General features: G+C 72.8%; 13 protein-coding genes. 5 read left to right on the plus strand and 8 right to left on the minus strand.

Going from position 1 to position 12,604, the window contains the following annotated elements; genetic code table 11:
* Positions 1–208 precede the first annotated feature (208 nt).
* Entirely contained in the window at positions 209–595 is a 387-nt protein-coding gene (locus AAEP86_RS18095) for an ATP-dependent DNA ligase (protein ID WP_420368666.1), read from the minus strand.
* A gap of 119 nt (positions 596–714) precedes the next feature.
* Here AAEP86_RS18095 and AAEP86_RS18100 point away from each other — a divergent pair, with 119 nt between their 5' ends.
* Entirely contained in the window at positions 715–1,227 is a 513-nt protein-coding gene (locus tag AAEP86_RS18100) for an SRPBCC family protein (RefSeq protein ID WP_420368667.1), read from the plus strand.
* A gap of 75 nt (positions 1,228–1,302) precedes the next feature.
* Here AAEP86_RS18100 and AAEP86_RS18105 read toward each other — a convergent pair whose 3' ends face one another.
* Genes AAEP86_RS18105 through mvk form a run of 5 tightly spaced genes read right to left on the minus strand, consistent with a single transcriptional unit; the run spans position 1,303 to position 6,635 of the window.
* Positions 1,303–2,490 carry a hydroxymethylglutaryl-CoA synthase gene (locus AAEP86_RS18105; RefSeq protein WP_420368668.1) on the minus strand — a complete coding sequence of 396 codons (1,188 nt, stop codon included), beginning with the start codon at positions 2,488–2,490 and terminating at the stop codon, positions 1,303–1,305.
* Entirely contained in the window at positions 2,487–3,551 is a 1,065-nt protein-coding gene (locus AAEP86_RS18110; protein WP_420368669.1) for a hydroxymethylglutaryl-CoA reductase, read from the minus strand. Before AAEP86_RS18110 ends, AAEP86_RS18105 begins: the two co-directional genes overlap by 4 nt.
* Positions 3,548–4,627: a phosphomevalonate kinase gene (locus AAEP86_RS18115; RefSeq protein ID WP_420368670.1), complete on the minus strand. Its 1,080-nt coding sequence runs from the start codon at positions 4,625–4,627 to the stop codon at positions 3,548–3,550. Before AAEP86_RS18115 ends, AAEP86_RS18110 begins: the two co-directional genes overlap by 4 nt.
* Positions 4,624–5,649, minus strand: coding sequence for a diphosphomevalonate decarboxylase (gene mvaD, locus AAEP86_RS18120; protein WP_420368671.1), 1,026 nt, complete (start codon positions 5,647–5,649; stop codon positions 4,624–4,626). Before mvaD ends, AAEP86_RS18115 begins: the two co-directional genes overlap by 4 nt.
* Positions 5,649–6,635 (minus strand): mevalonate kinase, encoded by a 987-nt coding sequence (mvk, locus tag AAEP86_RS18125; RefSeq protein WP_420368672.1) that lies wholly within the window; start codon positions 6,633–6,635, stop codon positions 5,649–5,651. Before mvk ends, mvaD begins: the two co-directional genes overlap by 1 nt.
* A 158-nt stretch (positions 6,636–6,793) precedes the next feature.
* On the opposite strand from mvk, the gene AAEP86_RS18130 reads away from it, so the two are divergent.
* From AAEP86_RS18130 to AAEP86_RS18145, 4 genes are read left to right on the plus strand one after another with little or no spacing between them, the layout of a single operon-like run.
* The gene (locus AAEP86_RS18130; RefSeq protein ID WP_420368673.1) at positions 6,794–8,359 is read left to right on the plus strand and encodes a Mur ligase family protein; all 1,566 of its coding nucleotides are present in this window, start codon (positions 6,794–6,796) and stop codon (positions 8,357–8,359) included.
* Positions 8,360–8,407: 48 nt separating this feature from the next.
* Entirely contained in the window at positions 8,408–8,899 is a 492-nt protein-coding gene (locus AAEP86_RS18135; RefSeq protein ID WP_420368674.1) for a MarR family winged helix-turn-helix transcriptional regulator, read from the plus strand.
* Positions 8,900–8,924: 25 nt separating this feature from the next.
* Positions 8,925–9,347, plus strand: a complete 423-nt coding sequence (locus AAEP86_RS18140; RefSeq protein ID WP_420368675.1) for an organic hydroperoxide resistance protein — start codon at positions 8,925–8,927, stop codon at positions 9,345–9,347.
* Positions 9,348–9,371: 24 nt separating this feature from the next.
* Positions 9,372–10,346 carry a zinc-binding dehydrogenase gene (locus AAEP86_RS18145; RefSeq protein ID WP_420370527.1) on the plus strand — a complete coding sequence of 325 codons (975 nt, stop codon included), beginning with the start codon at positions 9,372–9,374 and terminating at the stop codon, positions 10,344–10,346.
* 127 nt (positions 10,347–10,473) lie between these two features.
* Here AAEP86_RS18145 and AAEP86_RS18150 read toward each other — a convergent pair whose 3' ends face one another.
* Together AAEP86_RS18150 and AAEP86_RS18155 are read right to left on the minus strand one after the other, a co-directional pair.
* On the minus strand, positions 10,474–11,931 hold the full coding sequence (locus tag AAEP86_RS18150; RefSeq protein ID WP_420368676.1) for a sugar porter family MFS transporter: 1,458 nt from the start codon (positions 11,929–11,931) through the stop codon (positions 10,474–10,476).
* A gap of 138 nt (positions 11,932–12,069) precedes the next feature.
* Positions 12,070–12,600, minus strand: coding sequence for a hypothetical protein (locus AAEP86_RS18155; protein WP_420368677.1), 531 nt, complete (start codon positions 12,598–12,600; stop codon positions 12,070–12,072).
* Positions 12,601–12,604 lie beyond the last annotated feature (4 nt).

Here is a 12,604-nt window from a genome sequence, read left to right on the forward strand (position 1 = left end):
AACCCGAATCCGCGACCGGGGCGACGATGAGGGGCGCGTGAGCGGGGAGGCTCCTGATCCCAGGCTCCCCTGGGCCCCACACGTGGTGCCCCCTCGACCGCTGGTGCCCGTGCCGGCTCCCTGGGCCGGCGTGGACGCGTCGCGGTGGAGCACACGCTACGTGTCACTCCCTGCATGCGGTACCCGTTGACCGAGTGACGCTCATGTGTTAGCGCGCGCGGCGCCCGTCGCCGTCGGCCTCGATGTCGCCCGGCACGACGGCCCGCGACCACGCGGAGTCGTCCGCCGTGCTCGTGTCCGCTGGCTCCGCGGTCAGGACCAGACCGGCTCCCGAAGTCGCGGCGGCGTAGAGGTCCTCGAGCCAGCTCCGGTTGATCGACGGCACCCGGCTGCCGGAGAACGAGAAGTGCAGGCTCACGTTCGGGTGGAGCCAGATGCTGCTGCGGCCGTCACCGTGCACGACGTCGTCCTTCCACGAGAACACGAAGCGGTGGTCGCGCCGCAGCATGTTCACGATGACGATCTGGAGGTGCGTCAAGGCGCGGTCGTCGATCCGGAGGTCGAGCACCTCGCCGTCGTAGATGAGCTGGCCCATGCGTCCTTGTACACCGAGGGGTTGTGTGTGGGGCGGCGAGTGGGCAGCGTTGGGGTGGGGCGGGCCACCGGCCGGCCTGCTGCACCGCCAGGACACCACCGACCGCACGGGAGCCACAGATGCCGACCACGTCCGTCCACACCGACCCCGAGGAGCGGTCGGTGACCCTCGTCGCCGACCTGCCGGTCCCCGTCGAGCGCCTCTGGGTTGCCTTCGCGGACCCGCGGCAGCTGGAGCGCTTCTGGGGACCGCCGACCCTGCCCGCCACCTTCACCTCGTTCGACCTGCGCCCCGGCGGGGTCGCGCACTACCGGATGACCTCGGCCGAGGGCGAGGAGTTCCTGTCGCTCTGGCAGGTCGTCGAGGTCGACGAGCCCCGTCGCATCGTCGTCCGCGACCTCTTCGCCACCGAGGACGGCGCGGTGGACGGGTCGATGCCCGGCAGCGAGACGGTGCTGGCCTTCGAGGCGACCGGTCCGGGTTCGCGGGTCACGCTCCGCACCACGTTCGCGTCGACCGAGGATCTCGACCAGCTGCTCGAGATGGGCATGCTCGAGGGGTACACGCAGGCGTTCGGGCAGCTCGACGCAGTGGTGGCGGACACGGCTGCGCCGGGGCAGACGCGGTCCTGACCGGCGTCCGACCCGACGGACGGGAGGCGCGGTGCGGGCCCGCACCGCGCCCCCCGTCCGTCGGGTCGTCGCGGGTCAGGCCGGGTCGGTCGCCTCGTAGTGACGGGCGCCGCCGCGCACGCCGGCGAACCGGAACGGCGCGCCGGTCACCCGCGGACGCTCGACGTCCTCGCTCGTCGCGGCTCCGCCCGCGTGCAGCGCGCGGTAGTCGTCCACGCTCAGCGGCACCCGGGCGTCGAGGAGCTCACGCACCCGGCCGACGCGGCGGTGCTCGCGGTAGGACGGCCGTACGATCCCGGTGATGAGCTCGCCGACGCTGCCGGAGCCGTAGCTGAACAGGGCGATGCGCTCCCCGCCGAGGTCGTCGTCGAGGTCGAGCAGCGCCGCCAGCCCGATCCAGAGCGACGCCGTGTAGGTGTTGCCGGTCTGCCGGTTGTACGTGAAGCCCATCGCGAGCTCCGACTCGTCGAAGGGCTCTCCGACGTGCTGCGTCAGCTTCCGGTGCGCCTTGATCGCCATCTTCGTGAACGGCTGGTGGTGCACGAAGCGCACGATGTCGGCGTACGCCGGGCCGCCCTGCGCGGCGAGGTCGTCCCACGCGCCGACGAACGCGTTGACGTAGGCACTCACGGACAGCCGCCCGTCGACGAGCGCGGTGGAGCGGTCGTTGGGCCGCCAGAAGTCGTCGACGTCCGCGGTGAAGACCCCGGCCGCGGGTTCGAGCTCGACGAGGTCGGGGTCGGCGGCGATCAGGATCGCTGCCGCACCGGCGCCCTGGGTCGGTTCGGCGGCGGTGTCGACGTCGTAACGGGCGACGTCCGCGGCGATCACCAGGACGCGCTCGTGCGGGGCGCGGGCGACGATGCCGAGGGCGAGCTGCACGGCGGCCGTCCCGCCGTAGCAGGCCTGCTTCAGCTCGACGACGCGGACGTTCTGCGGCAGCCCGAGGAGTCCGTGCACGAACACGCCGGCCGCCTTCGACTGGTCGACGCCCGACTCGGTCGCGAAGAGCACCGTGCGGATGCCGTCGGGTCCGTGGCGGTCGATGACCTCCTTCGCGGCAGCGGCCCCCATCGTGACGATGTCCTCGTCGGCGGCGGGCACGCTGAAGGCGTCCTGGCCGATGCCGACGTGGTACTTCGCCGGGTCGACCCCGAGGCGCTCGGCGAGGTCGTCGAGCTCGAGGACGTGGTGCCCGGTCGCGATCGCGATGTCGTGGATGCCGACGGACAGCGACTGCCCGGTGGTCTGCTGCGCGGTCATGCTGCGCCTCCTGCCGGTCGGGCGCCACGACGTTCCATGGCGACGTGGGCGGCCATCAGCTCGCCCGGGTTGGTCTGCGCGGCGAGCAGGGAGAGCTCGCCGCAGAGGACGGTCGCGGCGCAGAGGGCGGCGAGTCGTCGGGCGTTCGCGCCGGGCTCGCGGTCCTCGCGGCAGCCGAGCCGGACGAGGGCGTCCTCGACGACGGGCAGGTCGCCGCCCTTGCCGTTGCCGACCGTGCCGACGATGAGGTGCGGGAGCGACGTCGCGAAGTACAGGTCGCCGTCGCGGTCCTCGGCGCTCGTGATGCCCTGGGACCCCTCGACGATGTTCGCGGCGTCCTGGCCCGTCGCCAGGTAGAACCCGAGGAGCATGTTCGCGTAGTGCGCGTTCGCGGAGCGGATCGCGCCGGCGATGGTCGACCCGACGAGGTTCTTCGCGACGTTGAGCTCGGCGATGCGTGCGGCCGACGACCGCAGACGCTTCTCGACGACCTCGCCCGGGATGAGGATCTCGGCGACCGTGTTGCGGCCCCGCCCGCGGATGCCGTTCACCGCGGTGGCCTTCTTGTCGGTGCAGAAGTTGCCGGAGACGGAGACGTACCGCAGGCCCGGTTCCCACGCGAGGATCGCGGGGAGCAGCTTGTCCGCGGCCTGCGTGACCATGTTGTGCCCGGAGGCGTCGCCGGTGGTGAACGCGAAGCGCAGGAACAGCAGGTCCCCGACGATCTCCGGGTGCACCTCGATGAGCTTGGCGAACCGGCTCTGCCCGGCGACGATCTGCTCGAGCTCGGCCTGCCGCGCGAGGATGCGTCCGGTGGCGAGGTGTGCGGCCGCGGCGTTCTCGGCGCGGACGACGACGGACCGGGTCATGCGTTCGTCGACGACGGTCGAGACGATCCCGCCCTCGACCATCCGGGACACCCGGGCGCCACGGCCGACGGACGGCCACAGCGGGGACTCGTACGTGGCGAGGGGCACCTCGTGCTCGCCCTCCACCGCGTTGCCGCTGATGCGGATCGGCCCCACCCACTTCGTGGGGATCGGGGTCAGCAGGTCGGTCATTCGACGCTCCCTTCGGGCGCTTGCACCGCGACGCTGAGGTGTCTGATGTCGTGCGCCTCCCAGGCGCGGTGGATGCCGGCGAGGTCGGTGTCGGACGGGACGAGCGCGATGCCGCAGTCTCCGCCGCCGGCGCCGGACGGCTTCGCAGCCCCGCCCGCGGCCTCGACGACGTCGCACAGTGTGGCGAGCCGGTCGGTCTCGATCTGCGAGCCGACGGACGCGCCGAGGCGCTGCAGCAGCCCGCGTGCCCGACGGAGGGCGCCGAGCGTCCGCTCGGCGTCGCCGTCCTGGAGGCCCGCGGTCAGGTCGTCCACGCAGGCCCGGCTCTCGTCGAGGAACGCCTGGTAGCCGCCGTTGCGGTGCCGCCGGACGACGCCGACGAGCTTCGTGGTGGAGGCCGGTGACCCGGTCCACCCGACGAGCAGTTCGAGGTTCTCCGGGGCGGGCAGCCGCTGGACGTCGAAGCCCTCCCACGCCTCCTGGTCGGCGAGGACGTCGCTGACCGAGCGGGTGTCGAGCTGCGTCGCGAGGCGCTCGCGGTCCGGCGCGCTGTAGCGGAGCCAACCGCCGAACGTACTCGCGGCGAGGTCACCGCCGGACGCGCGCGGGTTGACGCGGATCGTCGCGAGCAGGGCGACCTGGAAGCGCTTCCGCTGGGTGAGCCCGAGGCCGTAGAAGCGGTCGAGGGCGCCCACCGTCGCCACGGTCACCGCGGCGGACGAGCCGAGCCCGAACTTCCGGCCGCTGGCGTCGTCGAGCTGGCTCTCGATGCGGAGGTCGTGGAAGCGCGGAGCGATGCCCTGCTCGGCACGGAGCTTCTCGACGAGGTCGATCGTCGCCATCACGTAGTCGTAGGGGTGGTGCTCGGTGTCGAGGGCGATGCCGTCCTCGGCCCGGGTCCACGTGAGCGGCAGGTGGCCGTACTCCTCGGAGTGCACGCTCCCAGCACCGTGCCCCTCGGTCACCCGCGCGGTGATGGCGCGGTCGAGAGCGATGAGCACGGACGGCTGGCCCGGCTCGACGACGGCGTACTCGCCCGCGACGAACAGCTTGCCGTGGGCGCGGAACTCGATCACTCGGTGCTCTCCTCGGGGTCGGGGGTGGCGCCCGGATCGGGCGTCCCCGTTCCTTCGGAGCGGACCAGGCGCGCGGCGGGTCCGGTGCCGGACTCGATGACGTCGCCGAACCCGGCCAACGCGGACGCGACGGCGCCCCGGTCAGCGGGCTTCGTGAGCACCACGACGTTCGGTCCGGCGTCGGCCGTGGCGTACGCCTCGGTACCGGCGGCGCGGAGCTCGGCGACCGCGTCGAACACGGCGACGCTGCGTGCGTTCAGGTAGCGGATCGGGGGGAACGCGCCCTCGATCGTGGCGTGCATCCGGAGCGCGTTGCTCTCGGTGAGCTCCCCGATCCGGGTGAAGTCACCGGCGGCACAGGCGGTGAGCATGTCGCCGACGGTCTCGGTGGTGGACGTGACCCACGACGGGTAGAACGGCGAGGTGGCGATGGTGCGGCGCATCGCCTCGCGCGAACCGATCGGCTTCGGGCCGGCGTCGATCGTCACCACGACCATCGCCATCGGCGGGGCCGTGACCGGTTCCGCGTACGAACCCTGGTCGTCGCCGGCGTGCCAGACGGCCACCCCGCCCGGGATCGACCGGGTCGCCGAACCGGACCCACGCCGGGCCAGGCGGGACAAGTCGCGCTGGGACAGGTCGAGTCCGTACGCGGCGGCCGCGGCGGTCGCGAGCGCCGCGAAGCCCGATGCGCTGGACGCCAGACCAGCACCCGTCGGCACCGTGTTCTCGGAGACGACACTCGCCCGCTCGTCGCTGCCGGCGAGGTCCCGCACGAGGTCGAGGAACTGCGTCACGCGCACCAGTGCTCCGTCGTCGACGACGTGACCGTTCAGCGTGAACGCGTCCTGCGCCCCGTGGCCGACCGGTGCCCCGCCGTCCACCGTGACGGTCGTCGTCGTCGGGAACACGTCGAGCCCCATCGAGACGCTGCCCGTGGCGGGCAGCGCGAGCGTCGCGTCCGCCTTGCCCCAGTACTTGACGAGGGCGATGTTGGGGTGCGCGACGGCAGTGGCGGTCATCAAGCGCGGTCTCCGATCGTGGTGGTCCAGGTGGCTGCGGCACCTGCGCCGCGCAGTGCGGCCGCGATGCGGTCCGCGTGCAGGGCGTCCGCGGCGAGGGCGAGCACGCACCCGCCACGTCCGCCGCCGGTCAGCTTCGCGCCGAGGGCGTCCGCGGCGTGCGCGGCGTCGACGAGCCGGTCCAGGTCGTCGCTTGACACGTCGAGCGTGGCGAGGAGGCCGTGCGCGGCGTCCATCGTCGCACCGAGCGCCTGGGCATCGCCGTCGACGAGCGTCCCCCGCGCGCGACGCGCGAGCGCACCGATGCGGCCGATGACGGCGTCGACCGCGTCGGGGTTGGCCTCGTGACGGGCACGGACCGCGGACACGGCCTCGCGCGTGTGCCCGGGCACGCCGGTGTCCGCGACGACGAAGGCGAACCGCGCGCCGAGCTCGACCGGCTCGATGCGGCCGCCCTCGAACCAGACGGGGGCATCGGCGACGACCCCGCGTGCGTCGAGGCCGGACGGACGGCCGTGGGCGACGCGCTCGCACTCCTGGATCAGCTCGTGGTGCGTCTCGACGTCGAGCGTCTCGCCCAGGGCGTCGGCGACGGCGGCGGTCACGGCGGCCGCGACCGCTGCGCTGGACCCCATCCCCCTGGCGGTCGGCACCTCGCTGTCCACCCGGACGTGGAACTGCCGGTCGGTGCTGCCGAAGTGGCGGAGGGTCGCGGTGACGGCCGTCACGGTGGGCATCACGGCAGCGGGCGCGAGGTCGAGCGGACCGGTGTGGACGGTGGACTCGAGGTGGTGTCCGGCGGCTCCGGTCGGGGTGACCGTGGCCACGACCCGAGCGTCGAGGACCGGCAGCACGAGCGCGGGTGCGCCGTAGACCACGGCGTGCTCCCCGATCAGGATCGTCTTGCCGTGGGACGACGCCCTCCCGGTGCGGCTGGTGTCGCCGGGGCCAGGGGTCGCGGTGTGGTCGAGGTGGTTGCTGGTCATCGTGGGTCACGTCAGCCTAACCGTCCGCAGGGATCCGCGTCCCGACGGCCCGGATCACCCCAGGACACGGCATCACACCATCCGCGGTGCGCACCGGCTGGAGGGGGTCTCGGCCGTCGGGGCGGATCGTCGTCCTGGCAGCACGACGAGAGGCAGCGATGGCGCACGCGTTCAGTCCGGACCGTCCGGTCCCCGTCCCGCTCGGGGAGGTGGCGCGCGTCCTCGGCGTCACACCGATCGGGTCCGACTCCGCGCGGGGCCGGCCCGCCGTCACGGAGGACGGTCGCCCCCTCGTGCACGGCGTCGCCGTCGCGGCGCAGGACGTCCGGCCCGGTGCGCTCTTCGCCGCCCTGCCCGGACGCCGGACGCACGGCGCCGACCACGTGGACGCGGCACGCCGGGCGGGTGCGGTCGCGGTGCTCACCGACCCTGCGGGGGCGGAGCGAGCGCGCTCCGCCGGGCTCCCCGTCCTGGTGGTCGACCGACCCCGGGACGTCCTCGGCCCCGTCGCCGCCCTGGTGCACGGGACGCACCGACTGCCGTTCCCGGTCATCGGGGTGACCGGGACGAACGGCAAGACGACGACCGTCCACGTGCTCGACGCCGTGCTGCGTCGACTCGGACGGCGGACCGCATCCAGCTCGACCGTCGAACGGCGCATCGGGGACACCGCCGCACCGAGCGCACTCACGACGCCGGAGGCCCCGGAGCTGCACGCCTTCCTCGCCGCGGCCGTCGAGCACGGGGTGGACGCCGCGGTGCTCGAGGTCAGCGCGCAGGCGGTCACGCGGCACCGGGTCGACGGACTCGTCCTCGACGTCGTCGGCTTCACCAACCTGTCGCACGACCACCTCGACGACTACGCCGACATGGACGAGTACCTCGCCGCCAAGGCCGCGCTCTTCACACCGACGCGGTCCCGCAGCGGGGTCGTGTCGCTCGACTCGGCGGCCGGCGTCCGGGTGGCGGCCGAGTCATCGGTGCCCGTGACGACGATCACCACGGTCCCCGGGGTGGCCGCGGACTGGCGCGTCGCCGTCCACGAGCAGCACCCGGACCGGACCCTCGGTGTCGTCACGACACCGGACGACACGACCGTGCCCTTCGAGGTCCCCCTGCTCGGCGTGCACGCAGCTGCCGACACCGGGCTCGCCGTCGCGCTGCTGGCGACCTCGGGCGTCGCGGTGGACGACCTGCGGACGGCGCTGGCCACCCCGCTCGACGTCGTCGTGCCTGGGCGCATGGCCGACGCGTCCGCGGCGGCCGGCCCCCGTGTCTACGTCGACTTCGCGCACACCCCGGACGCCTTCGCGAAGAGCCTCGACGCGGTCCGGGCCTTCTCCACGGGGCGGATCGGGATCGTCCTCGGGGCCGACGGCGACCGCGACCCGAGCAAGCGCCGGGCGATGGGCGAGGTCGCCGCCGGCCGGGCGGACGTCGTCGTCGTGGCCGACCACCACCCGCGGTTCGAGGCGCCCGGGCCGATCCGCGCCGCGATCCTGCAGGGCGCCCGGTCCGTGGCCGCCACCGGCACGCTCGTCGTCGAGGAGCCGGACCCGGCACGGGCCATCCGCCGCGCGATCGCCGAGGTCGGTGACGACGGCGTCGTGTACTGGGCCGGACCCGGGCTGACCGACTACCGGGACATCCGCGGCGCGCACGTGCCGTACTCGTCGTTCCGGGACGCCCGACGCGCCCTGGGCGAGCTGGGGTACGACGACTGACAGAGGCGTTCGGTTGTGCGCAACCGAGTTGCGTGCAATGCTTGTTGCATGCCCGTGACCGACGAGATGGTGTGCTTCTCCCTCTACGCGGCCTCCCGTGCGACGACCCAGGCGTACCGGACGCTCCTCGAGCCGTGGGGGCTGACGTACCCGCAGTACCTCGTCCTCGTGACCCTGTGGATCGAGGGCGACCAGACCGTCTCGAGCCTCGGTGACCACCTGCAGCTCGACTCCGGCACGCTCTCGCCGCTCCTCCGACGCATGGAGCAGTCGGACCTCGTCCGACGGGAGCGCCGGAGCACCGACGAGCGGGTCGTCACGATCACCATCGGCGACCGCGGGCACGCCCTCCGCGCCGAGCTCGCCCACGTCCCGTCGGCCATCGCCGCCGGCATGGGCCTGCCGGACGAGCGAGCGGCCGCCGAGCTCATCGCGACGCTGCACCGGCTGACCGAGACCATGCACGCGGCCGCGACGCCGGAGCGCGCCACCACGACCGACCCCGCCACGACGCCCGAGCGCGCCGCCGCGGACCACTGACCCCACGAAGGAAGGAAGGACCCACATGGACGTCCTCTACACCGCAGAAGCGCTCTCCACGGGCGAGGGCCGCAACGGCCACGTCGCCACGAGCGACGGCCGCGTCGACCTCGACATGGCCATCCCGAAGGACATGGGCGGCTCCGGCAACGGCGCGAACCCCGAGCAGCTCTTCGCTGCCGGCTACGCCGCGTGCTTCCACTCCGCACTGCAGGGCGTCGCCCGCAGCCAGAAGGTGAAGATCACCGACTCGTCGGTCGGCGGCCGCGTGCAGATCGGCCCGAACGGACAGGGCGGCTTCCAGCTCGCCGTCATGCTCGAGGTCGTCATCCCCGGCATGGAGCACGACCAGGCGCAGGCCCTCGCGGACGCAGCCCACCAGGTCTGCCCGTACTCGAACGCCACGCGCGGCAACATCGACGTCACCATCGTCGTCTCGGAGGACTGACCCGTGAGCACCACCCCCACCACCATGCGCGCCGTCGTCCACGAGACGTTCGCCGAGCCCGCCGACGTCCTCGAGGTGCAGGAGCGCCCCGTCCCGACTCCCGGCGCCGGCGAGGTCCTCGTCCGCACGGTCCTCTCCCCCATCCACAACCACGACCTGTGGACCGTCCGCGGCACCTACGGCTTCAAGCCGGAGCTCCCCGCCGCGTCGGGCACCGAGGCGCTCGGCGTCGTCGAGGCGCTCGGCGAGGGCGTCACCGAGCTGCAGGTCGGCCAGCGTGTCGCCGGCGGCGCGTTCGGCGTCTGGGCCGAGTACTACACGGCGAAGGCCGCCGGGCTCGTCCCGGTGCCGGACGCGATGTCCGACGAGGCCGCAGCCCAGCTCGTGTCGATGCCGTTCAGCGCGATCAGCCTGCTCCACTCGCTCGACCTGCACGAGGGCGACTGGATCATCCAGAACGCCGCCAACGGCGCGGTCGGTCGCATGGTCGCCCAGCTCGGTGCCGCCCGCGGCATCAACGTGATCGGACTCGTCCGTCGCGCCGCCGGTGTCGACGAGCTCCGCGAGCAGGGCATCGAGCGCATCGTCGCCACCGACGCCGACGACTGGCAGGACCAGGTCGCCGCGATCACCGGTGGCGCCCCGATCATCGCGGGCGTCGAGTCGGTCGGTGGCAAGGCCGCCGGTGACATCGCGTCCGTGCTGGGCGAGAACGCCACCCTCGTCGTCTTCGGCGCGATGGCGTCGCCGACGCTCGAGATCCCGTCGGGCAAGGTCATCTTCGGCCAGCTCACCGTGAAGGGCTTCTGGGGCTCCGTCGTCAGCAGGACGATGCCGGACGAGACCAAGGGGCAGCTCTTCGGTGAGCTCATCACCCGCGTGCTCGACGGCTCGCTGACGCTCCCCGTCGCCGAGACCTTCGCCTTCGAGCAGGTCCGTGACGCCGTGCGCGCCAGCGACACCGCCGGCCGCGTCGGCAAGGTGCTCCTGCGCCCGTAGCGCGACCACCGGACGGACGCACGCGCCCCGCTGAGCGGCCGCGAAGCGTTGTGCGGGGCGTACCGACCGAGCCCGGACAGGAGGCGCGGTGCCAGCTGGCACCGCGCCTCCTGTCCGTTGGCGGGTCCTACCGCCGCGCCTGCTTCACGGGGACCGTGAAGATGTTGCCGGTGGTGACGCCCTCCTCGACCTCCTCGAGCGTGCGGCCGCGACTCTCCGGCACGAACCTCCAGATGAAGAGCAGCGCGAGCACCCCGACGACGGCGAAGCCGAAGAAGGTCCCCGTGATGCCCGTCGCGGCGACGATCGACGGGAAGGTGAGTCCGAGGAGCGCGTTCGCGATCCAGAGGCAGAACACCGCGATCCCCATCCCGAGCGCGCGGATCTGCGTCGGGAAGATCTCGGACAGGATCACCCACGTCGCGATGTTGAGGAACGTCTGCATCGACCCGACGAAGGCCACGACGAGGAACAGGATCACCCACGGCCGGGCCGGGTTGCCCTCGACGAGCGTCATCGAGGCGATCCCGATCAGGAAGTGGCAGACCGTCGTCAGCGAGTAGCCGAGGATCAGCGTCGTCCGGCGGTTGATCCGCTCCATGTTGGCGATCGCGACGAAGCCACCGATGACGGCGATCACACCGGGCGCGATGTTCGCGATGAGGGCCGCGGACTGCTCGAACCCCGACTCGATCAGGACGGTCTGGCCGTAGTACATGATCGAGTTGATGCCGGTCAGCTGCTGCGCGATGCCGATGCCGGCCCCGACGAGCACGATCCGGACCAGCCACTTGTTGCCGACCAGGACCCGCCAGCCGCGCTCGCGTGTGGCCTTGGCCTCGAGGTCGTTCGACCGCCGGATGTCGTCGAGTTCGGCCGTGGCGCGCTCGGTCGACCGGATCTGGCGGAGCACCGCCAGCGCCTCGTCGTTGCGGCCCTTCGACGCCAGCCAGCGGGGTGACTCCGGCACACGCAGCATGCCGACGAAGAGGGCGATCGCGGGCAGGGCGCAGACGGCGAGCATGACGCGCCAGACCCCGTCGCCCTCACCCCAGAGGTTGCCGATGACCGCGTTCACCACGAAGGCGGCGAGCTGGCCGATGACGATCATGAGCTCGTTGCGGCCCGACAGCGAGCCGCGGATCTCGTAGGGGGCGAGCTCGGCGAGGAACACCGGGACCACCGTCGAGGCACCACCGACGGCGAGACCGAGCAGCACCCGCCCCACGACCATCACGCCGAAGACCGGGGCTCCGACGCAGACGAGGGTGCCGACGAAGAAGGTCACCGCGAGCAGGATGATCGTCTTCCGGCGACCCCATCCGTCCGCGATGCGCCCGCCGAGCATCGCGCCGAAGGCTGCACCGAACAGGAGGGAACTGGTGACGACCCCCTCGGTGAGGTTCGTGAGGCCGAGCTCCTGCTTCATCGGCAGGAGGGCACCGTTGATCACGCCGGTGTCGTAGCCGAAGAGCAGGCCGCCGAAGGTCGCCACGAGGGCGAGGACGCCGAGGCGTCGGACGTGCGGCCCCGATCCGACCGGTGGGAGCGCCGTCTTCTGGGGTGTCGATGAGACGTCGACCATGTTGGTGACTCCTTCGTCAGTGAACAGGCTGCATCGCTGGGAAGGATGGTACCCCGAACCCATGTCCTGTCAATCGGACATGTTCATGCACGGCTCGCCGGAGCGGTCGGGACGACATCTGGTCGTGGAGCGTCGCCGTCACTCCCGGTCCGTGCCGGGTTCGTCGAGCAGGTCTCCGAGCGAGGCCATGTCGGCGCCGTGGTCGGTGTACCGACGGACCGTCCGCCGGGCGGCCGCACTGGCGGCCCCCGCCAACCGCGGGTTCCGGCGTGCGGCATCTGCCACGCGCCCGGCGTGCCCGGCGGTCGACAGCAGGACGTTCGCGAGAGCCCGGGCCTCGCCGGCCTCGGGGACACCGGTGACGGTCCACGCGGTGCGGACCTGGTCGTCCGGGGTGACCCCGCGGCGCGTCCCCATCCGGTGCCAGTCGGACAACGAGCCCTCGGTGCGCGAGGCAGCCCGGTCGGCCTCGGCGGCGCGGCGACGGTCGGCGTCACGCGTCTCGGACTCGCTCGCCCCCTCGACGGTCTCGAACCGGTCGGTGAGGCCGTCGGCGCGACGCCGGACCAGCTCGGCCCGTTCGCGGGCCGCGGTGTCGTCGCCGCCTTCCTCCGCGATGCGGGCGGCGTGCGCGGCGGCGGCCGCGGCGAGGATCTCCGAACGCTCCATGTCC

This window comes from Curtobacterium sp. L1-20 (assembly GCF_048755855.1).
In the GTDB taxonomy this organism is placed as follows: Bacteria; Actinomycetota; Actinomycetes; order Actinomycetales; family Microbacteriaceae; genus Curtobacterium.

Coding starts and splice junctions, on each gene's coding strand:
- AAEP86_RS18095 (WP_420368666.1), bottom strand. CDS start 595: ATGGGCCAGCTCATCTACGACGGCGAGGTGCTCGACCTCCGGATCGAC.
- AAEP86_RS18105 (WP_420368668.1), bottom strand. CDS start 2,490: ATGACCGCGCAGCAGACCACCGGGCAGTCGCTGTCCGTCGGCATCCAC.
- AAEP86_RS18100 (WP_420368667.1), top strand. CDS start 715: ATGCCGACCACGTCCGTCCACACCGACCCCGAGGAGCGGTCGGTGACC.
- mvaD (WP_420368671.1), bottom strand. CDS start 5,649: ATGACCGCCACTGCCGTCGCGCACCCCAACATCGCCCTCGTCAAGTAC.
- AAEP86_RS18130 (WP_420368673.1), top strand. CDS start 6,794: ATGGCGCACGCGTTCAGTCCGGACCGTCCGGTCCCCGTCCCGCTCGGG.
- AAEP86_RS18110 (WP_420368669.1), bottom strand. CDS start 3,551: ATGACCGACCTGCTGACCCCGATCCCCACGAAGTGGGTGGGGCCGATC.
- AAEP86_RS18150 (WP_420368676.1), bottom strand. CDS start 11,931: ATGGTCGACGTCTCATCGACACCCCAGAAGACGGCGCTCCCACCGGTC.
- AAEP86_RS18145 (WP_420370527.1), top strand. CDS start 9,372: ATGCGCGCCGTCGTCCACGAGACGTTCGCCGAGCCCGCCGACGTCCTC.
- AAEP86_RS18155 (WP_420368677.1), bottom strand. CDS start 12,600: ATGGAGCGTTCGGAGATCCTCGCCGCGGCCGCCGCCGCGCACGCCGCC.
- mvk (WP_420368672.1), bottom strand. CDS start 6,635: ATGACCAGCAACCACCTCGACCACACCGCGACCCCTGGCCCCGGCGAC.
- AAEP86_RS18135 (WP_420368674.1), top strand. CDS start 8,408: ATGCCCGTGACCGACGAGATGGTGTGCTTCTCCCTCTACGCGGCCTCC.
- AAEP86_RS18140 (WP_420368675.1), top strand. CDS start 8,925: ATGGACGTCCTCTACACCGCAGAAGCGCTCTCCACGGGCGAGGGCCGC.